This is a genomic window from Lacinutrix cladophorae (assembly GCF_053604645.1).
Window position 1 is genome coordinate 12742 of record NZ_JBSHNR010000070.1, and the last position, 19381, is coordinate 32122.

Genomic DNA, 19381 nt, shown 5'->3' on the forward strand with positions numbered 1-19381 from the left:
AATATTTGTGCCAAAACCCTGTATATGAGCAAAAAACTAACAAGTAGAGCAGAAGATTATTCAAAATGGTATAACGAACTGGTTGTAAAGGCTGACTTGGCCGAGAATTCAGCAGTTCGTGGATGCATGGTAATTAAGCCATATGGATATGCTATTTGGGAAAAAATGCAAGCAGAATTAGATAAAATGTTTAAGGAAACAGGGCATCAAAATGCGTATTTCCCACTTTTTGTTCCTAAAAGCTTGTTTGAAGCAGAAGAAAAAAATGCAGAAGGCTTTGCTAAAGAGTGTGCTGTTGTAACGCATTATAGATTACAAAACGATCCTGATAATCCAGGTAAACTTCGTGTAGATCCAGAAGCAAAACTAGAAGAAGAACTAGTAGTAAGACCAACTAGTGAGGCTATTATTTGGAGCACTTTTAAAGGTTGGATTCAATCGTATAGAGATTTACCATTATTAATTAATCAATGGGCTAATGTTGTACGTTGGGAAATGCGTACCCGTTTATTTCTTCGTACTGCAGAATTTTTATGGCAAGAAGGGCATACCGCACATGCCACAAAAGGGGAAGCATTAAAAGAAGCTGAGTTAATGAATAATGTGTACGCAACTTTTGCTGAAAATTTCATGGCTATTCCAGTTGTAAAAGGAGTAAAAACGGAAAGTGAACGTTTTGCAGGTGCAGATGAAACTTACTGTATTGAAGCTTTAATGCAAGATGGAAAAGCTTTACAAGCTGGTACTTCTCACTTTTTAGGACAGAATTTCGCTAAAGCGTTCGATGTAAAATTCACCTCTAAAGAAGGTACTAAAGATTACGTATGGGCCACTTCATGGGGAGTTTCTACTCGATTAATGGGGGCATTAATAATGACACATAGTGACGATGAAGGATTAGTATTGCCTCCAAGCTTAGCTCCAAACCAAGTAGTTATAGTTCCTATATATAAGACAGACGAACAGTTTGAAGAAGTTAGTAAAATAGCTAATCTTATAAAAAGTGATTTGAATGCTAAAGGAGTTTCTGTAAAGTATGATAATAGAGATACGCATAGACCAGGCGCTAAATTTGCACAGCATGAATTACAAGGTGTACCATTACGTATTGCTATTGGACCAAAAGATTTAGAAAATGGTACTGTAGAGATTGCTAGACGAGATACCAAAACGAAAGAAGTAATTGCATTAGATAATTTAACATCTACTGTGGAGAATTTATTAGAAGAAATCCAGAATAGTTTATATAAAAAAGCATTAGATTATAGAGATTCTCATATTACTGAAGTAGAAAATTTTGATGATTTTAAAAATATTTTAAAAAATAAAGGAGGGTTTATTTCTGCACATTGGGATGGCACAATAGAAACGGAAGATAAGATAAAAGAAATTACAAAAGCTACAATACGTTGTATACCAGTAGATACAAAAGAAGAAGAAGGGAAATGTGTGTTTACAGGAAACCCTTCTAAACGTAGAGTATTGTTTGCAAAAGCATATTAATTTAATTTTTTTTTAAAAAAAATTAGTTTAGCTATTGCAACACTTAAAAATAGTTGTATTTTTGCACCCGCAATGGAAACGTTGTAAGTTTTTTGAAAAGTATTGCAAGTTTAAAAATAATGTTTATATTTGCATTCTCAAAAGCAAAAATGGCCCGTTCGTCTATCGGCTAGGACGCCAGGTTTTCATCCTGGTAAGAGGGGTTCGATTCCCCTACGGGCTACAATTTTTTAATAAAAGAAAAGAACAAACAAATGGCAAATCATAAGTCAGCGTTAAAAAGAATTAGAAGTAACGAAGCTAAACGTTTAAGAAATAAGTATCAGCATAAAACTACTCGTAATGCGATTAAGAAATTACGTGAGTTAACAGATAAAAAAGAAGCAGAAACAATGTTTCCTTCAGTTGTGTCTATGTTAGATAAATTAGCTAAGAAAAACGTTATACATGCTAATAAAGCAGCTAACCTTAAATCTGGTTTAGCAAAGCACGTTGCAGCTTTATAGGTTTGTAAGTTCTACAAAAAAATATAAAAGCTTCTCCATTAGGAGGAGCTTTTTTTGTTATCTATATTTTTCATGTGTAGTTGCGTTAGCGATAGTAATGGTTAGCTTTTGGCGAGCATAAGCTTCGAGCCAAAACTAGTAATGTATAGCGCGACCCTTGTGGTAACGCCCAAGAAATAATAAAAGAGATGAATATATGGTGTATAAAAAAGCCTTGGGAAATAATATCTCAAGGCTTTTATTTATACTAATAGAAGAGGTTTTATCCGTTCATAGAGATTAAGAACTCCTCATTGTTTCTGGTTTGTTTAAATCTATCGTTTATAAATTCCATAGCTTCTACAGGATTCATATCGGCAAGATATTTACGCATTACCCACATTCTTTTAATAGTCGTTTCGTCTAATAGAATGTCATCACGACGTGTACTTGAAGAGGTAAGGTCGATAGCAGGGAAAATTCTACGGTTAGATATTTTTCTATCTAATTGTAGCTCCATATTACCTGTTCCTTTAAACTCTTCGAAGATAACTTCGTCCATTTTAGATCCTGTTTCAGTTAATGCAGTAGCAATGATGGTTAAAGATCCTCCGTTTTCTATGTTACGTGCAGCACCAAAGAAACGTTTTGGTTTGTGTAATGCATTCGCATCGACACCACCACTTAGTATTTTCCCGGATGCCGGTTGTACGGAATTATATGCTCGTGCTAAACGTGTTATGGAGTCTAATAGTATTACTACATCGTGGCCACACTCTACAAGGCGCTTTGCTTTTTCTAAAACTATATTTGCGATTTTTACGTGCTCGTGTGCTTCTTTATCAAAAGTTGAGGCAACTACTTCGCCACGAACATTACGTTGCATGTCTGTTACTTCTTCTGGTCTTTCATCAATTAGTAAAATCATTTGATATACTTCTGGATGATTTGCAGCAATTGCATTTGCAACATCTTTAAGTAACATGGTTTTACCCGTTTTTGGTTGCGATACTATCATACCACGTTGTCCTTTACCTATTGGTGCGAACAAATCCATGATTCGAGTAGAAATAGTGGCTTGTTTTTCGGCAATATTAAATTTTTCTTGTGGAAATAATGGTGTTAAATGCTCGAAAGCAACGCGATCTCTAACTACATTTGGATCTTGCCCATTTATTTTACTTACTTTAATTAGTGGAAAATATTTTTCGCCTTCTTTTGGAGGACGAACATTTCCTAAAACAGTATCACCAACTTTTAATCCGAATAAGCGAATTTGAGATTGCGATACATAAATATCATCTGGAGAGGATAAGTAGTTGTAATCTGAAGAACGTAAAAAACCATAGCCGTCTTGCATGACATCTAATACACCTTCACTTTCTATAATGGCATCAAATTCGAAATCTGGTTCTCTGTAACGATTTCTTGTGTCTTTATTACCGTTGTTTCCAGCGTTTTTGTTTTGATTTTTATGTTGTGGTTTCTTATTTTCTCTAGGCTTGTCTGCTCTTTCCGTTTTATTGTTATTAGGATTAGCTTCCTTTTTATCTTTTTGAGCTTCTCTTTTTGCCTGTGGCTTAACTCTTGGTTTTGGTTGTTGTTTTGCCTGAGGTTTTGGTTGGTGCTTTGGTTTGTTTTCTACTGTAGTTTCTGTAGCAGCAACTTCTTCCTTTTTTTCTGGAGTTTTTGGTGTTGTTTTTTGAGCAGCAGGCTTTTTAGTAGCAGGTTTTTGTACTCTTTGTCTAGGTTTTTTTACTGTTGTATTTTCAACAGGTTTTGCAACAGCAGCAACAGCGGCTACAGCTTTTGGGTTTGCAGCTTGATGATCCAGTATTTGGTATACTAAATCTAATTTTTTTAAAGTACGATACTTAGATACGTTTAAAGTTTTTGCAATTTCCTGTAACTCAGGAAGTTTCATTTCTTTTAATTGTGTGATTTCAAACATTATGTTGAATTGAATATTTTGTGTTAGATAAAGAATTTGAATTATTTTGAAGAAAATAGATCTTATTCTGAAGAATTAACAAAGTATAACCGTGTATGTTACATATTGTTATTGCAATTATACAACTTTATTTTAAGTTTTTCCGCTCTTTTTATAAAAGAAACTGTTATTTTTGTTGTCGATAATTTAAAGAATTTTATGATTCAACGTATACAAAGTATTTATCTATTATTTGCAGCTGGAGTTTCTGCAGGTTTAACTTTTGTCTTTAATTTATGGACAACTGTAAATGATACTTTAGTTTTTGCTAAAGATAATATGTTGTATTTTGGATTGTTTTTAGGCTCTGCAGCTTTGTCTTTAATATCTATATTTTTGTTTAAAAATAGGAAGTCGCAATTTATGTTGGGACGACTTAACATCATATTAAACTTTATTTTACTAGGATTATTTGTGTATCAATCGCTAAACATATCTGGAGAGACTAACGTTTCTGAGAAAGGTATTGGGATTTTTCTTCCTATTATTTCTATCGTGTTATTAGTTTTAGCTAATAAGGCCATTAAGAAGGATGAAGATCTTGTAAAATCTGTGGATAGATTACGATAAACCTATCATCTTAGTAGTATTAGTGCGTGAGCCCAAGGTGAAGATCTTGGGCTTTTTTATTTTTTAAACTCTATGACTTCGAGGTCTTTTATATTATCGCCATCAATTACAAAACGCAACATAGTTCTTACTTTATGAAAACCATGCTTGCCAGCTGCTCCAGGATTCATATGTAAAAGATTTAATTTTTTGTCTTGCATTACTTTTAAAATGTGCGAGTGCCCAGAAATAAAAAGTTTAGGCGGATTTTTTTTTATTGCTTCTCGTATTCTAAGATCATATCTATTTGGATAGCCTCCAATATGCGTAATCCAAACATCTACCCCTTCACATATAAATCTATTGTTTTCTGGGAATTCCATTCTTGCTTTGTCGTTATCAATGTTTCCAAAAACAGCACGTAATGGTTTTAGTTTTTTAATAGCATCTGTAACCTTTAATTCGCCTATATCTCCTGCATGCCATACTTCATCAGCTTGTTTTACATATTTTAATATGGCATCGTCTATAAAACTATGGGTGTCTGAAAGTAGTAGGATCTTTTTCATGCTTTATTTCCGTGAAAACGAAAATCTCTTTATTAATTAACTTTTTTTTGAAATTTAAAGATAGATTAAAATTCTATCTTTGCCTTTTTACAAAAATACTACTTTAGCTTGAAATATTTTTTACAACTTTCTTATAATGGTTCTGCATATCATGGTTGGCAAAATCAACCAAATGCTATAACGGTACAAGAGGTTATAGAAAAATCGTTATCTATTTTATTAAAAGAAAACACAGCAATTGTTGGAGCAGGTCGTACAGATGCTGGAGTTCATGCTTCTCAAATGTTTGCGCATTTTACTACAGAAACACCTTTTTTAGAAAAAGATTTGGTGTATAAGCTAAATGCCTTGTTGCCAAAAGATATTGCTGTTTTTACTGTTTTTAAAGTAAAAGATGATGCGCATGCTAGGTTTCATGCCCAAAGTAGGGCCTATTTGTATCGAATTTCATTACAAAAAGATGTATTTAATTTTGATACAGCATATTATGTGCGACCTAAATTAGATATGGATAAAATGCAGGAAGCATCTCAAATTTTATTACAATACACAGATTTTCAGTGCTTTTCTAAAAGTAATACAGATGTAAACACGTATAATTGTAATATTATGTTTGCAGAATGGAAATTAGTAAATCAGGAATTACGATTTACTATAAAAGCAGATCGGTTTTTACGCAATATGGTTAGAGCAATTGTTGGTACTTTAATAAATGTTGGATTAGGTAAAATAGAAGTGGAAAGTTTGCATAGTATAATTAAATCTAAAAACAGGAGTGAAGCTGGTTATTCTGTTCCAGGGCATGCACTTTACTTAACAGAAGTCGCTTACCCAGAGTCTATAAAATATGATAAATAAAAAACAAGATAAAATATTAGATGTAGGACTTTTAAAACGTCTTTCTTATTACATAAAACCATATAGGAAAGTTTTTGTGTGTGTCTTTTTTGCTGTTATTTTACTAGCGATTTTTAGTGCTGCAATCCCTTATTTAACACAGTATGTGGTTGATAATAATATAATTAAACAGCATGCGGAAGGTTTTTTGTTTTTAATAATAATCATGATTAGTTTGTTGATTGTACAAACCGTTTTTCAATTATTTTTTATTTATTATGCAGGTTGGCTCGGACAAAATGTGGTAAAAGATATTCGTGTAAAACTATTTAATCATATGCTTCAGTTTAAAATGAAATATTATGATAATTCTTCGGTAGGTGTTTTAATTACTCGTGCGGTTACAGATATGGAGCGTATAGCAGATATCTTTGGCGAAGGTTTATTCATGATTTTTAGAGATGTGTTAACGATGGTAGTAGTTTCGTCTGTTATGATTTTTATGAATTGGAAACTAAGTCTTATTGTGTTTGCAATGTTACCTTTAGTATTATATGCTACTAGAGTTTTTCAAAAATATATGAAGCGTGCTTTAGAAGAGGTACGAACAGAAATTTCAAATCTAAATTCCTTTGTGCAAGAACGCGTTACAGGAATGAAAATTTTACAACTTTTTACAAGAGAAGAAACAGAGTATAAAAATTTTAAAGCAATAAATGAAAGACATAAAAAAGGATGGTTAAAAACGGTTTGGTATAACTCTATTTTCTTTCCTATCGCAGATCTTTCATCATCTATAACTATTGGACTTGTTGTTTGGTATGGTGGTTTAAATGCAGTTGTGGATAGTACGGTTTCACAAGGAGATTTATTTGCTTTTATTATGTTTATTCCTATGCTTTTTAGACCATTACGTCAAATTGCAGATAAATTTAACACACTGCAAATGGGAATGGTTGCTGCAAATAGAGTGTTTAAAGTTTTAGATACTACATCGCAAATTGATGATACAGGAACACAAGTAGCTGCTAACTTTAAAGGTGATATAGCATTTAAAGATGTGCATTTTAGTTATTTGGAAGATGAAGAAGTGCTAAAAGGAATTTCTTTTACAGTAAATGCAGGAGAAACAGTTGCTATTGTTGGAGCAACTGGTGCTGGAAAATCTACTATTATTAATTTATTAAATCGTTTTTACGAAATAAATAAAGGAACAATAGCTATAGATAGTTTTAATATTAAAACGCTTACATTAGCTTCATTACGATCTAAAATTGCTGTGGTATTACAGGATGTGTTTTTGTTTGCAGATACTGTTTTAAATAATATAACTTTAAATAATCCAGAAATAACTGAAGCGCAAGTACAACGTGCAGCAAAGGAGATAGGTATTCATGAATTTATTATGAGCTTGCCTGGTGGTTATAGCTATAATGTAAAAGAAAGAGGAGCTATGCTGTCTTCTGGGCAACGTCAGTTAATTTCATTTTTAAGAGCCTATGTAACTAATCCTAGTATTTTGGTTTTAGATGAAGCTACTTCTTCTGTAGATTCGTATTCCGAACAATTAATACAAAATGCAACCGATAAAATAACCAAGGGAAGAACCTCTATTGTAATTGCACACAGGCTCGCAACTATAAAAAAAGCCGACAAAATTATTGTTATGGATGCTGGGCAAATTGTAGAAGAAGGAACCCATCAAGAACTTCTTAAAAAGAAAGAAGGTTACTATAAGAATTTATACGAAGTACAGTTTATGCAAGCGGAAGAGGTTTAGCTTAATGAAACTGCTTTTTGAGCAGCTTTCATTTCTTCAAATCCTCCAGAGAAGATCATAAATACAATAACAATAATAATTATAAGTACGAATAAAACAATTAAGATTATTAAAAAAAGTAGGGTTCTTGCAATAATTTCTTTTACTCTTAGTTTAAATATTTTTTTTAAACAATATGCTGAATATAGTATTTGAAAGGGTAAAATAAATCCATAGGTAAGAATAAAAATAGATAAGCCAAACGTAGCAGATAATACGGTAACAACACTTCCTATTATAGATGTTTGAGCAAGAACATACATGAATATTACGATGTGTTCGGTGTAGTTAAATTTCTTCAGATTGTAAAAAACCAATTTAGATATTATTGCATATAAGGGAATGTATAGCATCATAACAAAAGATTGATACTCAATAATAAAATCCATGTTCTGCTTTTGAATATCTTCTACGCCATTGGTTGCTAAAGAAGAGAAATCAAAATAGTTAGGAAAAAATTTATTGAGAATAAACATTTGCAGACCAAGCAAGGTTAGTGCTAGCGCAAAATAGCTAATGACATTTACATATTTTTTTCTAACCCCATTAATATATCCACCAATTACATCTTCGGGTTTTGTAAATAATGAGATAAAAGTTCTTAAAAGTTTATTGTCATAATTAAAAAAAGTTTCACTAAAGTGCTCGAAAAGATTTCGAATAGTTAATCTGTTTCTAATAACTTTTGCTCCACAACTATTACAATAGTCATCGATTTCTTTTAAAGCAGTATAACAGTTTTTGCATGTCATTTTATTAAGCTAAATCTTTCTTAATCATTTCGGTAAGTTCTTCGGTGTCTTTAAACATTACAAATTGTCCGTTTTTAAAATAAGATATTTGTCCTGTTTCCTCACTTACAGCTAAAGCTAAAGCGTCTGTTTTTTCAGTAATACCAACTGCTGCTCTATGGCGTAAACCAAAACGCTGTGGTAAGGTTTTTTCGTTATTTACAGGTAATATTACTCGTGTTGCTTTTACTACATTATTTTCAATAATAATAGCGCCATCATGTAGTGGGCTATTTTTAAAAAAGATACTTTCTATAATCGGTTGTGTCACTTCAATATTCATAACATCTCCAGTAGCTTTTAAAAAATCTAGACTATTGTTGTGTTCTAAAACTATTAACGCTCCTGTTTTAGAGGCCCCCATTTTTGTACATGCAGCTATAATAACGTCTACATCTGTTCCATCACTAGTTTCGGTTTGTAAAAATTTAAGTTGTTTAAAGAATTTTTTTCGGCTTCCAAAATTGGTAGATCCTATCATTAATAAAAATTTTCTAATCTCTTGCTGAAATACAACAATAAGCGCAAACATACCTACACTAATAAAACCTCCAAGAATATTACTTAAAAGTTGCATTTGTAGTGCTTGAGTAATTTTCCAGATAATATAAATAATTACAATACCAATAAAGATATTAATAGCAACAGTACCCTTTACTAATTTATATACGTAGTAGAGTAGAAGAGCTACTAAGATGACATCAATAATGTCTACAATAGTAAATTTTAAAAGGTCATCAAATATTTCCAAAGGTTAGGTGTTTTTGTAAATTTAGTAAAATAAGATTAATAAATAAATTCATTGTTAGAAACCGTTGGTCCTTCTGTTCTAAAAACTCGAAATAAGGATTTAATGTTAATGTATTCTTGAAAACTTAGATTTCTATTAAAATGTAAATTCACAGTAAATTCACTAGCATCTAGATCTATACCATTAGATCTTTTTATTGTTTCTATATCTGAAAGAATACCTTTAATTATCGTGTTTTTTGTGTTTACGGTTTCTGGTAAAAAAGAATTAATTAAAATCTCCTCCATACTATTTACCTTAACATTTAAAACAAAAATAGTATTGTATACCTTAAATTCCTTTTCATCTGCATAGGTATGGTAATTACTAGTAGTAAAATCTAAAAAACCTAGATTTTTAATGCTTGTATCATTACATGTAAAGTAATTTTTCACACCTTCTTTTTTATGATTTGAATTCTTTTTTTTATCCTGTAAAAATATGATTTTTGGAATTGCTTGATCTAGCGTTAATCTTTTATCGACATTAATTAACCAATTGGTAGTGCTAATTAAATTTTTTCTATTCAGTTCTACACTATCAGTTTTCGTTTCGTCATAAAAAATATAGGCAGGAGAAACATCAAGTACTTCTTGAATATCTGAATTGTTTATTTCTGCTAGCTGCATTGTTTTTTCATTACCACAAGAAGTAATAAATAGGAATAGGAGTGCGTAAAAAAAATGTTTCATTATTGGTTAAGCTGTGCTGTTAATTTAATTGTTTCGGTAGCTTCTTTTACATCATGTACACGTAATATATTAGCTCCTTTTTGTAAAGCAATAGTGTTTAAAACGGTGGTTCCGTTTAATGCTTCTTGCGCTGTGTTTTCTAATGTTTTATAGATCATAGATTTTCTTGAAACACCTGCAAGTATTGGTAAATCTAATGTTTTTAAAAGTTCTAGATGCTTTAATACTTCAAAATTTTGAGAAACATTTTTAGCAAACCCAAAACCAGGATCTACAATAACATCTTTAATCCCTAATTTTTTAGTTTCCGCAATTCTTTCCGAAAAATAAAAAATAATTTCTTTCCATAGATTTTTATAACTGGTATGCTCTTGCATGTTTTGTGGTGTTCCTTTCATATGCATCATTATGTATGGTACATTTAAATGCGAAATGGTTTGCAGCATGTTTTTGTCTAATTTTCCCGCTGAAATATCATTAATTAAAGACGCTCCAGCTTCAATAGATTGTTTGGCAACTTCCGATCTAAAAGTATCTATTGAAATTATTATTTCAGGAAATTCTTTAATTAGTAATTCTATAATTGGAAGCAATCGTTTTAATTCTTCAGCTTCACTAATATGTGCTGCTTTTGGTCTTGAACTATATGCACCAATATCTATAAAAGTAGCTTCGTTATTTAACATAGAATTTACTTGCGATAGTATTTCGCTTTCCTTTTTATATTTTCCGCCATCATAAAAAGAATCTGGTGTAAGATTTAAAATACCCATAACCTTTGGTATGGATAAATCGATAAGTTTGCCTTTGCAATTAATTGTCATTGGTACTTAGTAAATGGTTGTTTGTTAAAGTATACAAAACTTTAAACGCTAAACTTTGAACTTTAAAATTATTTATGCGAAATTTACGCAAAATAGATTTTATTAGATGCAAGATACTTCAAAACAATATGACGCTGTAATAAATATGTGCAGAAGCTTATTTATTAATAAAATGTCTGATTACGGAAGTGCATGGCGAATACTACGTTTACCATCACTTACAGACCAAATTTTTATAAAAGCACAACGCATTAGAAGCTTACAACAAAACGATGTTAGAAAAGTTGATGAAGGAGAAACTAGTGAGTTTATTGGAATTATTAATTATAGCATTATGGCACTAATTCAGCTAGAAAAAGGAGTGGTAGAACAACCAGATATGTCTACAGAAGAAGCAACCATTCTGTATGATGAAAAAGTAGCCATTACCAAAAAGTTGATGGAAGATAAAAACCATGATTATGGCGAAGCTTGGCGAGATATGCGTGTTAGTAGTTTAACCGATTTAATTTTACAAAAATTACTTCGTGTAAAGCAAATTGAAGACAATGCAGGAAAAACTATTGTTAGTGAAGGTATAGATGCGAATTATCAAGACATGATTAATTATGCCATTTTTGCTATGATTCATTTGAAGGAATAGTAACTTTCATTCCTGCGAAGGCAGGAATCGATTAAAATAAATTAGTTTCAATCAAAAAGTTTCCTGCTTTAGCAGGAATGACAAAAATTTTATGAAATACATCACACATCTTTGTAGAATCCTAGTAGGAGGGTTATTCATTTTTTCAGGACTAATAAAGCTAAACGACCCATTAGGGTTTTCTTATAAACTACAAGAATATTTTAGTGCAGACGTTTTAAATCTTCCGTTTTTTGAACCCTATGCATTAGCAATATCTGTCTTTGTTGTAGTGCTAGAAGTTGTTTTAGGAGTCTTTTTACTTATTGGTTATAAACCTAAGTTTACTGTTTGGAGTCTTTTTGCAATGATTGTGTTTTTTACATTCTTAACTTTTTATGCTTGGTATTTCGATAAAGTAAAAGACTGTGGCTGCTTTGGTGATTTTCTTCCAATGAAACCAATAGAAAGCTTTATTAAAGACCTTATTCTTCTATTTTTAATCGTTATTTTATTAATAGGATTAAGATACATAAAACCAATATTTGGTAAATTTCCAACAACATTATTAGCTCTTTTGGGCTTTTTAGGAAGTCTTTGGTTTGGTTATCATGTGTTAATGCATTTACCAACTTGGGATTTTAGAGCATATAAAGTTGGTGCAAATATTCAAGAAGGAATGACAGTGCCAGAAGATGCGCCTAAAGCAGTACAAGAATACACTTGGACATTTAATGTAAACGGAAAAGAACAAGAGTTTGTTACCAATGGTAGTTACCCAACTGTAGATGGCGAATATGTTGGAGTAGAAACAAAAATTATAGATGAAGGTTACGATCCTCCTATTAAAGATTTTTCTATTGAATCTGCAGATGAAGATTTAACCGAACAATTTTTAAATGAAGAAAATTTAATTATTATAATTTCTTATAATTTAGATACAGCGGAAACGGAAGGCTTACTAGCTTTAAAATCTGCAACAGATAAAGCTATTAAAAATGGTTATACGGTTATAGGTTTAACCGCTTCTGGAGAAGGAGAAAAACAAAATATAAACGCAAAATATTCATTAGATTTTAAATGGTATTTATGTGACGAAAAAGCACTAAAAACTGTAGTTCGTTCTAATCCAGGGGTTGTAAAACTTAAAAAAGGTACAGTAACACAAAAACTACATTGGAATGATATTGAAGATTTAGAGTTGCCAACTGTAGAAAGAAAACCAGAAGCTAAAAAAGAAGTATCTTCTTCTGTTTTATATTTAATTGATGGTGAAATAAAAACCAAAGCAGAAGCAGATGCTATACAGCCAGATGCAATTGAAGCTGTTAATGTGGTAAAAGAAAGATCAGAAGGAGATGCATTAGACTCTATTAATCTTGCAAATAAAACGTCTTATGAGTCAATTGTTGAGATTGTATTAAAAAAATAAGCAAATGTCATTTCGAGAATTTTTGGAGCATGAGCAAAATGTATCAAAAAATAAACAAAACAAATAACAACTCTACTTATTGATAAGCTACTTACTAAATAAAATACTTTATGCATTACTCACCTTATTTGGTGTAGTGACAGTTATATTTTTTTTATTTAATATCCTTCCAGGCGATCCTGCTCAAATGATGCTTGGTCAAAATGAAGATAGTGAACAATTAGCTTTAGTTAAACAAAAATATGGTTTCGACAAAGCGATAAGTACTCAGTATTTATACTATATAAATGACTTGTCGCCAATTTCATTTCATTCTAAAAACGAAGCAGATTATACCTTTTTAAGCGAAAATAAGTATACAGCAACCAGTTTGTTCTCTATTAGTAACACCACAACAGTCTTAAAGTTTCCTTATTTAAGAGAGTCTTTTACTAAACAAGGTAAAAAAGTAAGTAAAGTATTAGCAGAGACTTTACCAAATACATTTGTGTTAGCTGTTTCTGCAATTGTAATAGCAATGTTTCTTGGTGTGTTTCTAGGGATAATTTCGGCATTAAAGAAAGACACTTTTTTAGATAAAACCATCCAAATTTTTAGCACCATTGGTATGTCGGTCCCTTCATTTTTTTCAGCCATATTATTTGCATGGCTATTTGGTTATGTATTGCATAAATACACCAATTTAGAAATGACAGGGAGCTTATATGAATTAGATGATTATGGTGAAAATTTGAATCTAAAACTTAAAAACCTAATTCTTCCAGCCATCGTTTTGGGTATTCGTCCATTGGCTGTAATTATTCAGTTAATGCGAAATTCTTTATTAGAAGTATTTAATCAAGATTACATTCGTACAGCACGAGCAAAAGGGTTAAGTGAGTTTCAAATTATTAAAAATCATGCTATTAAAAACGCATTAAATCCTGTAGTAACAGCCATTTCAGGTTGGTTTGCATCTATGCTTGCTGGAGCAGTATTTGTAGAATATATCTTTGGGTGGAATGGTTTAGGAAAAGAAATAGTAAATGCATTAAATACTTTAGACTTGCCAGTAATAATGGGATCTGTATTAATTATAGCTACACTTTTTGTAATGATTAATATTTTTGTCGACATAATCTACACTTGGTTAGATCCTAAAGTGACTTTAAAATAAAAAAAATACTAGATCGAAAGCACTTAAGATCTCTATTTAATATAAACATGAAAAAACACCTATTAATATTACTTGTCAGTATTACATTTCTTAGCTGTAAAGCACAAGAAACACCTACTCAATTTACCGAAGAAGCATTAAATGACACTTTTATTTCTTATGAAAACGAAAATATTACCTTCAAAAATATTTTAAAAAAACATAAAGGAAAAACCATTGTAGTTGATGTTTGGGCATCTTGGTGTGGCGATTGTATTAAAGGAATGCCAAAAGTAAAAGCTTTACAAGATTCTAATCCAGAAGTAGTCTTTTTATTTTTATCGGCAGATAAATCCTTAAAAAGCTGGAAAAAAGGGATCGATAAATACCAAGTTAAAGGAGAGCATTATTATATGCCAAAAGGAATGAAGAGTGTTTTTAGTAAGTCTATTAATTTAGACTGGATACCACGTTATCTAATAATTGATGCCGATGGAAGCATAAAACTATTTAAAGCTATAAAAGCTGACAATACTAACTTGTTAAAAGCATTAAATTAGTTACTTTTGTTATACATTTAAATTACACACAGCATGAGAAAAAATATAGTAGCAGGGAACTGGAAGATGAATAATGATCTTTCACAAACAGAAGCATTAATCACAAAACTTAAAAAGCAAAAGCAAACTTCTAATGCAGAAGTAATGGTTGCACCAACATTTACAAACCTTTGGCTTTCATTTGAAGCATTAAGACAAACAGATATTGAAGTGATTGCTCAAGATATGCACTTTGCCGAAAGTGGTGCATACACAGGAGAAGTGAGTGCTGCTATGTTAAAAAGTGTAGGTGTGCAAACTGTAATTTTAGGACATTCCGAACGTCGTGCCTATTTTAATGAAACAGATGACTTACTAGCAAAAAAAGTAGATGCCGCATTAGCGAATAGCATGCGAGTAATTTTTTGTTTTGGGGAAGAATTAACCGATAGAAAAGCAGATAACCAAGAAAACATTGTTGCCTCTCAAATTAAAAATGCTTTATTTCACTTAGAAGCCGAAGCATTTAATAACATTGTTTTAGCCTACGAACCTGTTTGGGCCATAGGTACAGGTGAAACAGCAAGCCCAGAGCAAGCGCAAGAAATGCACGCATTTATTCGTGAAACTTTAAGCGCTAAATATGGTGAAGCAACTGCAAATTCCGTTTCTATTCTTTATGGAGGAAGTGTAAAACCTGCTAATGCCAAAGAAATTTTTTCTAAACCAGATGTAGATGGTGGTTTAATTGGAGGAGCTGCGCTAAAAGCTGCCGATTTTTACGCGATTGTAAATGCGTTTTAAATGGAAAAAGCATCCCTAAAAAGACTTTTAAGAAATATAGGTGTTATTAGAGTATCGGATAATTTTCGATATCAAATAATGAAAATCCGTAATAAAAAGGAAAATAATTCATTTCTCAAAGACAACCCTTCCATAAAATTACCTCCAGATTATTTGTTGTATGAATCTCACCTTTTAAACTATAGAGAGTATATAAAAAATGGAATAGCCGATGCTCAAAAATTAAAAAACATATTTGAAAAACATATAGATTTAAAAGGGAAAAAAATTTTAGATTGGGGGTGTGGACCTGCTCGTATTTTAAGGCATTTTCCTGACTTATTACCAGAGGCACAATTTTATGGAACCGATTATAATGAAAAGAGTATTGCCTGGAATAAACGAAATATTGAAAATGTACAATTTCAAAAAAATCTAATTAATCCACCAACAGGTTTTAAAGAAAATACTTTTGATGCTATTTATGGTTTATCCATTTTTACACACTTATCTGAAGAAAATCATACAAAATGGATTGATGAATTATATAGAATTTCAAATAAAAATGCCGTTTTAATAATTACTACGCATGGTGAAGCATTTAAAGAAAAGCTAATACAAAAGGATCAATTAAAGTTTGAAGCGAATCAACTTGTAATTCAAGCCAATACTTTAGAAGGACACCGTACTTTTGCAGCCTATCATCCTCCAATTTTAATGCGTAAAATGTTTAAAAGTAAATTTGAAATTTTAGAGCATATTCTAGGTGAAAAAGAAGATTGGGGTATTTCTCAAGATACATGGGTAATTAAAAAACTTTAGTTTTATTAAATTATAGTTAGTTATTCCGCTTAAATTTGCAACTTAATACAGCATCAAATGTCAAATACAATATATCTAGGCTATTACTTTAAAGTAGCACCATTACAACCAGGAACCGAAATTTTAATTGCAGAATTAGGTTATGCAGGTTTTGAAAGTTTTGTAGAAACTCTAGATGGCGTTACTGCATACATTCAAAAAGAAGAATGGTATCCAGACATTTTACAAGATATTCAAATATTAAACTCTGAAGAGTTTACCATTAGTTATACTTTTGATGAAATAGAGCAAACCAACTGGAATGCAGAATGGGAAAAGAATTTTAACCCAATAGTTGTAGATAACCTTTGTTCTGTTCGTGCACCTTTTCACGAAAAACCAAACACAGAATTCGATATTGTAATAGAGCCTAAAATGAGCTTTGGTACAGGACATCATGAAACTACACACATGATGTTACAACACATTCTTCAAAATAATTTTGAAGGAAAAACAGTTCTAGACATGGGATGTGGTACAGGTGTATTAGCAATTCTTGCCGAAAAAAAAGGAGCACTCCAACTAGATGCAATAGATATCGATAATTGGTGTTATTTAAATAGTGTAGAAAATGTAGCACGTAATAATTGTAACAAAATATCCGTTTTCGAAGGAGATGCAAGTCTGTTAAAAGGAAAAACCTACGATATTATAATCGCCAACATAAATAGAAACATTCTTTTAAACGATATGGAAACCTACGTGTCTTGTTTAAACAAAAACGGAGTCCTTTTTTTAAGTGGATTTTATAATAACGACATTCCAATTATAGAAGAAGAATGCAACAAACATATGTTAAAATTAGACGAAAAATTAGAAAAAAATAAGTGGGTTTCGCTAAAATTCATAAATTAGTAAAGTAAATAATACTTTTTCCTTTAGGGAAATGTATGAAAGACAAAAGGGAAATGAGTACAAAAGAAAAAATACAAGAGCAGTTTCAAGTTGAAACCAAAGCACAGAATCTTAATGAAATAGTGCTGTATAATGATGATGTTAATACTTTCGATCACGTAATAGATACCCTTATTTATGCATGCGATCATACTCCAGAGCAAGCAGAACAATGTTCTATTCTTGTTCATTATAAAGGACAATGCACTGTTAAAACAGGGATTTACGATGAATTAGAACCTCGTTGTACTATGCTGTTAGATGCTGGTTTAAGCGCAGAGATTGTTTAAATATTTCATAAATAAATTTCAAATTAGAACATTCAAATTAATACTCGTATTTTTGCAATATGATAGAGGAACAAGTAATTCTTGTAAACGAAAATAACGAGCAGATTGGTTTAATGCCAAAACTAGAAGCGCACGAAAAAGCAGTTTTACATCGTGCTTTTTCTGTTTTTGTATTTAACGATGACAATGCACTTATGTTACAACAACGCGCTTTGGGTAAATACCATTCGCCAGGACTTTGGACCAATACTTGCTGCAGTCACCAACGCGAAGGAGAAACCAATATTGAAGCAGGAAAAAGAAGATTGCAAGAAGAAATGGGTTTTGTTACCGAACTCGAAGAATCTATTTCATTTATTTACAAGGCTCCTTTCGATAATGGTTTAACAGAACATGAATACGATCATGTGTTAATAGGTAAATACAACCAAAAGCCTTTTATAAACAAAGAAGAAGTTGCAGACTGGAAATGGATGCCTTTAGAATCTGTAAAACAAGACATAAAAAATAGACCAGAGTTATATACTGCCTGGTTTAAAATAATATTCGATAAATTCTACCAACACATAAATATTACAAAAAAATGAAAGTAACTGTTAGTAGAAAAGCACATTTTAATGCAGCACACCGATTGTATAGAAAAGATTGGAGCGACCAGAAAAATACCGAAATATTTGATAAATGTAGCAACCCAAACTTTCATGGTCATAATTATGAGTTAATAGCAAGTGTGACAGGAGAGATAGATCCGGAAACTGGATATGTAATAGATATTAAAGTTTTAAAAGATATTATTAAAACCGAAATAGAAGATGCTTTCGATCATAAAAACCTAAATGTAGAAGTGCCAGAATTTAAAGACTTAAACCCAACTGCAGAAAATATTGTAGTTGTAATCTATAATAAAATAAAAAAGCAATTAGCAGCACACTTAACATTAGAGGTAACACTTTATGAAACACCTAGAAATTTTGTTAGTTACTCCGGAATTTAAATGTTGAATATGCTAACATACCCAATAAAGTTTAAACCCATTTTAAAAGAAAAAATTTGGGGAGGACAAAAACTTAAAAACCTTTTAAATAAAGTGACCAACTTATCTAATATAGGAGAAAGTTGGGAAATTAGCGATTTAGAAGAAGTGACTTCTGTAGTTGCCAATGGTGTTTTAAAAGGAAAAACAATAAAAGAGCTTTTAGAAGTTTACAAAGGAGACCTATTAGGAAACAAAAACTATATAAAATTTGGAGCTAAATTTCCTTTGTTAATCAAGTTTATTGATGCAAAAGAAAATTTATCTGTACAATTACATCCAAATGATACACTAGCAGCTGCACGACATAACTCCTTTGGTAAATCAGAGATGTGGTACGTTTTACAAGCTGATGAAGATGCGAATTTAATTGTAGGCTTTAATCAAGAGACGACTCCAGAAAAATATATAAAGCACCTAGAAGATGAAACAATTCTAGATATTTTAAATTTTGAAAAAATTAAAGAAGGGGATTCCTATTTTGTAGAAGTTGGTAGAATACATGCCATTGGAGCAGGAGTAATGCTTGCCGAAATACAACAAACAAGTGATATTACCTATCGGGTTTACGATTGGGATAGAGAAGATGCAGAAGGTAACCAAAGAGAGTTACATAATGATTTAGCAATAGATGCAATTAATTTTCAATTGAAAGACAATTTTAGGGTGAACTATTCTAAAATTGAAAATCAAGAGAATGAAATGGTGGATTGCCCTTATTTTACAACCAATTACTTAGAAATAACAGCGACAATTAAAAAGGAAAATAAAGTAGACTCTTTTATTATTTATATGTGTGTAAGTGGTGAAGTAGAAATAGAAACAGCACATGCAAGCGAAATAATTAAAAAAGGAGAAACCCTATTACTTCCAGCGGCAATTAAAACATATCAAATTTCTTCTAAAAAAGGGAAACTATTAGAAGTTTATGTTTAATTTTGCA

The 19381-nt window shown here is 31.3% G+C and carries 22 protein-coding genes and 1 tRNA gene; 17 read left to right on the forward strand and 6 right to left on the reverse strand.

Annotation, left to right across the window (positions count from 1 at the left end):
* The first annotated feature begins 24 nt into the window (after positions 1-24).
* The 3 genes from proS to rpsT all read left to right on the forward strand — a co-directional run bounded on the left by proS (position 25) and on the right by rpsT (position 2009).
* On the forward strand, positions 25-1503 hold the full coding sequence (gene proS, locus ACVC3Y_RS00795; protein WP_303424701.1) for a proline--tRNA ligase: 1479 nt from the start codon (positions 25-27) through the stop codon (positions 1501-1503).
* 151 nt (positions 1504-1654) lie between these two features.
* Positions 1655-1726: transfer RNA gene (locus tag ACVC3Y_RS00800), tRNA-Glu, on the forward strand.
* A gap of 31 nt (positions 1727-1757) precedes the next feature.
* Positions 1758-2009, forward strand: a complete 252-nt coding sequence (gene rpsT, locus ACVC3Y_RS00805) for a 30S ribosomal protein S20 (RefSeq protein ID WP_303424704.1) — start codon at positions 1758-1760, stop codon at positions 2007-2009.
* Positions 2010-2271: 262 nt separating this feature from the next.
* Here rpsT and rho read toward each other — a convergent pair whose 3' ends face one another.
* Entirely contained in the window at positions 2272-3939 is a 1668-nt protein-coding gene (gene rho, locus ACVC3Y_RS00810; protein WP_452225832.1) for a transcription termination factor Rho, read from the reverse strand.
* Positions 3940-4137: 198 nt separating this feature from the next.
* Here rho and ACVC3Y_RS00815 point away from each other — a divergent pair, with 198 nt between their 5' ends.
* The gene (locus ACVC3Y_RS00815; protein ID WP_303424708.1) at positions 4138-4548 is read left to right on the forward strand and encodes a DUF4293 domain-containing protein; all 411 of its coding nucleotides are present in this window, start codon (positions 4138-4140) and stop codon (positions 4546-4548) included.
* A gap of 56 nt (positions 4549-4604) precedes the next feature.
* Here ACVC3Y_RS00815 and ACVC3Y_RS00820 read toward each other — a convergent pair whose 3' ends face one another.
* Positions 4605-5096, reverse strand: a complete 492-nt coding sequence (locus ACVC3Y_RS00820) for a metallophosphoesterase family protein (RefSeq protein WP_303424710.1) — start codon at positions 5094-5096, stop codon at positions 4605-4607.
* A gap of 108 nt (positions 5097-5204) precedes the next feature.
* On the opposite strand from ACVC3Y_RS00820, the gene truA reads away from it, so the two are divergent.
* Together truA and ACVC3Y_RS00830 are read left to right on the forward strand one after the other, a co-directional pair.
* Positions 5205-5954 carry a tRNA pseudouridine(38-40) synthase TruA gene (gene truA / locus ACVC3Y_RS00825; RefSeq protein ID WP_303424712.1) on the forward strand — a complete coding sequence of 250 codons (750 nt, stop codon included), beginning with the start codon at positions 5205-5207 and terminating at the stop codon, positions 5952-5954.
* Positions 5944-7713, forward strand: a complete 1770-nt coding sequence (locus ACVC3Y_RS00830; RefSeq protein WP_303424714.1) for an ABC transporter ATP-binding protein — start codon at positions 5944-5946, stop codon at positions 7711-7713. Before truA ends, ACVC3Y_RS00830 begins: the two co-directional genes overlap by 11 nt.
* Here ACVC3Y_RS00830 and ACVC3Y_RS00835 read toward each other — a convergent pair.
* Genes ACVC3Y_RS00835 through folP form a run of 4 tightly spaced genes read right to left on the reverse strand, consistent with a single transcriptional unit; the run spans position 7710 to position 10849 of the window.
* Positions 7710-8504 carry a DUF3667 domain-containing protein gene (locus tag ACVC3Y_RS00835; RefSeq protein ID WP_452225833.1) on the reverse strand — a complete coding sequence of 265 codons (795 nt, stop codon included), beginning with the start codon at positions 8502-8504 and terminating at the stop codon, positions 7710-7712. The genes ACVC3Y_RS00830 and ACVC3Y_RS00835 overlap by 4 nt on opposite strands.
* Before the next feature lie 4 nt (positions 8505-8508).
* Complete coding sequence (locus ACVC3Y_RS00840) at positions 8509-9294, reverse strand: diadenylate cyclase (protein ID WP_303424718.1); 786 nt, start codon at positions 9292-9294, stop codon at positions 8509-8511.
* A 35-nt stretch (positions 9295-9329) separates the two neighbouring features.
* Positions 9330-10025, reverse strand: coding sequence for a hypothetical protein (locus ACVC3Y_RS00845; RefSeq protein WP_452225834.1), 696 nt, complete (start codon positions 10023-10025; stop codon positions 9330-9332).
* Positions 10025-10849, reverse strand: a complete 825-nt coding sequence (folP, locus tag ACVC3Y_RS00850) for a dihydropteroate synthase (protein ID WP_452225835.1) — start codon at positions 10847-10849, stop codon at positions 10025-10027. The genes ACVC3Y_RS00845 and folP overlap by 1 nt, the downstream gene beginning before the upstream one ends.
* Positions 10850-10955: 106 nt before the next feature.
* Here folP and ACVC3Y_RS00855 point away from each other — a divergent pair, with 106 nt between their 5' ends.
* The 11 genes from ACVC3Y_RS00855 to ACVC3Y_RS00905 all read left to right on the forward strand — a co-directional run bounded on the left by ACVC3Y_RS00855 (position 10956) and on the right by ACVC3Y_RS00905 (position 19374).
* Positions 10956-11492: a DUF1599 domain-containing protein gene (locus ACVC3Y_RS00855; protein WP_303424725.1), complete on the forward strand. Its 537-nt coding sequence runs from the start codon at positions 10956-10958 to the stop codon at positions 11490-11492.
* A 91-nt stretch (positions 11493-11583) separates the two neighbouring features.
* A complete protein-coding gene (locus tag ACVC3Y_RS00860; protein WP_452225836.1) occupies positions 11584-12903 on the forward strand; it encodes a BT_3928 family protein in 1320 nt (439 codons plus the stop codon).
* A 79-nt stretch (positions 12904-12982) separates the two neighbouring features.
* Positions 12983-14059 carry an ABC transporter permease gene (locus ACVC3Y_RS00865; RefSeq protein WP_303424730.1) on the forward strand — a complete coding sequence of 359 codons (1077 nt, stop codon included), beginning with the start codon at positions 12983-12985 and terminating at the stop codon, positions 14057-14059.
* A 47-nt stretch (positions 14060-14106) separates the two neighbouring features.
* On the forward strand, positions 14107-14598 hold the full coding sequence (locus ACVC3Y_RS00870; RefSeq protein ID WP_303424732.1) for a TlpA disulfide reductase family protein: 492 nt from the start codon (positions 14107-14109) through the stop codon (positions 14596-14598).
* Positions 14599-14631: 33 nt separating this feature from the next.
* Positions 14632-15381: a triose-phosphate isomerase gene (gene tpiA / locus ACVC3Y_RS00875; protein ID WP_303424734.1), complete on the forward strand. Its 750-nt coding sequence runs from the start codon at positions 14632-14634 to the stop codon at positions 15379-15381.
* Entirely contained in the window at positions 15382-16182 is an 801-nt protein-coding gene (locus ACVC3Y_RS00880) for a class I SAM-dependent methyltransferase (RefSeq protein WP_303424736.1), read from the forward strand.
* Positions 16183-16239: 57 nt separating this feature from the next.
* Positions 16240-17076 carry a 50S ribosomal protein L11 methyltransferase gene (prmA, locus tag ACVC3Y_RS00885; RefSeq protein ID WP_452225837.1) on the forward strand — a complete coding sequence of 279 codons (837 nt, stop codon included), beginning with the start codon at positions 16240-16242 and terminating at the stop codon, positions 17074-17076.
* A gap of 53 nt (positions 17077-17129) precedes the next feature.
* Positions 17130-17405: an ATP-dependent Clp protease adaptor ClpS gene (locus ACVC3Y_RS00890; RefSeq protein WP_452225838.1), complete on the forward strand. Its 276-nt coding sequence runs from the start codon at positions 17130-17132 to the stop codon at positions 17403-17405.
* A 59-nt stretch (positions 17406-17464) separates the two neighbouring features.
* Entirely contained in the window at positions 17465-17992 is a 528-nt protein-coding gene (gene idi, locus ACVC3Y_RS00895) for an isopentenyl-diphosphate Delta-isomerase (protein ID WP_303424744.1), read from the forward strand.
* Positions 17989-18399 carry a 6-pyruvoyl trahydropterin synthase family protein gene (locus ACVC3Y_RS00900; RefSeq protein ID WP_303424746.1) on the forward strand — a complete coding sequence of 137 codons (411 nt, stop codon included), beginning with the start codon at positions 17989-17991 and terminating at the stop codon, positions 18397-18399. Before idi ends, ACVC3Y_RS00900 begins: the two co-directional genes overlap by 4 nt.
* Positions 18400-18408: 9 nt before the next feature.
* Entirely contained in the window at positions 18409-19374 is a 966-nt protein-coding gene (locus ACVC3Y_RS00905; protein WP_303424749.1) for a type I phosphomannose isomerase catalytic subunit, read from the forward strand.
* The last annotated feature ends 7 nt before the right edge of the window (positions 19375-19381 follow it).

Bases quoted from the DNA above. Each gene is read 5' to 3' on its own strand.
- ACVC3Y_RS00815 (WP_303424708.1), top strand. From the start codon at position 4,138: ATGATTCAACGTATACAAAGTATTTATCTATTATTTGCAGCTGGAGTT.
- ACVC3Y_RS00820 (WP_303424710.1), bottom strand. From the start codon at position 5,096: ATGAAAAAGATCCTACTACTTTCAGACACCCATAGTTTTATAGACGAT.
- tpiA (WP_303424734.1), top strand. From the start codon at position 14,632: ATGAGAAAAAATATAGTAGCAGGGAACTGGAAGATGAATAATGATCTT.
- rpsT (WP_303424704.1), top strand. From the start codon at position 1,758: ATGGCAAATCATAAGTCAGCGTTAAAAAGAATTAGAAGTAACGAAGCT.
- ACVC3Y_RS00870 (WP_303424732.1), top strand. From the start codon at position 14,107: ATGAAAAAACACCTATTAATATTACTTGTCAGTATTACATTTCTTAGC.
- folP (WP_452225835.1), bottom strand. From the start codon at position 10,849: ATGACAATTAATTGCAAAGGCAAACTTATCGATTTATCCATACCAAAG.
- ACVC3Y_RS00890 (WP_452225838.1), top strand. From the start codon at position 17,130: ATGAGTACAAAAGAAAAAATACAAGAGCAGTTTCAAGTTGAAACCAAA.
- proS (WP_303424701.1), top strand. From the start codon at position 25: ATGAGCAAAAAACTAACAAGTAGAGCAGAAGATTATTCAAAATGGTAT.
- ACVC3Y_RS00860 (WP_452225836.1), top strand. From the start codon at position 11,584: ATGAAATACATCACACATCTTTGTAGAATCCTAGTAGGAGGGTTATTC.
- prmA (WP_452225837.1), top strand. From the start codon at position 16,240: ATGTCAAATACAATATATCTAGGCTATTACTTTAAAGTAGCACCATTA.
- ACVC3Y_RS00880 (WP_303424736.1), top strand. From the start codon at position 15,382: ATGGAAAAAGCATCCCTAAAAAGACTTTTAAGAAATATAGGTGTTATT.
- idi (WP_303424744.1), top strand. From the start codon at position 17,465: ATGATAGAGGAACAAGTAATTCTTGTAAACGAAAATAACGAGCAGATT.
- ACVC3Y_RS00900 (WP_303424746.1), top strand. From the start codon at position 17,989: ATGAAAGTAACTGTTAGTAGAAAAGCACATTTTAATGCAGCACACCGA.
- rho (WP_452225832.1), bottom strand. From the start codon at position 3,939: ATGTTTGAAATCACACAATTAAAAGAAATGAAACTTCCTGAGTTACAG.
- ACVC3Y_RS00845 (WP_452225834.1), bottom strand. From the start codon at position 10,025: ATGAAACATTTTTTTTACGCACTCCTATTCCTATTTATTACTTCTTGT.
- ACVC3Y_RS00855 (WP_303424725.1), top strand. From the start codon at position 10,956: ATGCAAGATACTTCAAAACAATATGACGCTGTAATAAATATGTGCAGA.
- ACVC3Y_RS00905 (WP_303424749.1), top strand. From the start codon at position 18,409: ATGCTAACATACCCAATAAAGTTTAAACCCATTTTAAAAGAAAAAATT.
- ACVC3Y_RS00835 (WP_452225833.1), bottom strand. From the start codon at position 8,504: ATGACATGCAAAAACTGTTATACTGCTTTAAAAGAAATCGATGACTAT.
- ACVC3Y_RS00830 (WP_303424714.1), top strand. From the start codon at position 5,944: ATGATAAATAAAAAACAAGATAAAATATTAGATGTAGGACTTTTAAAA.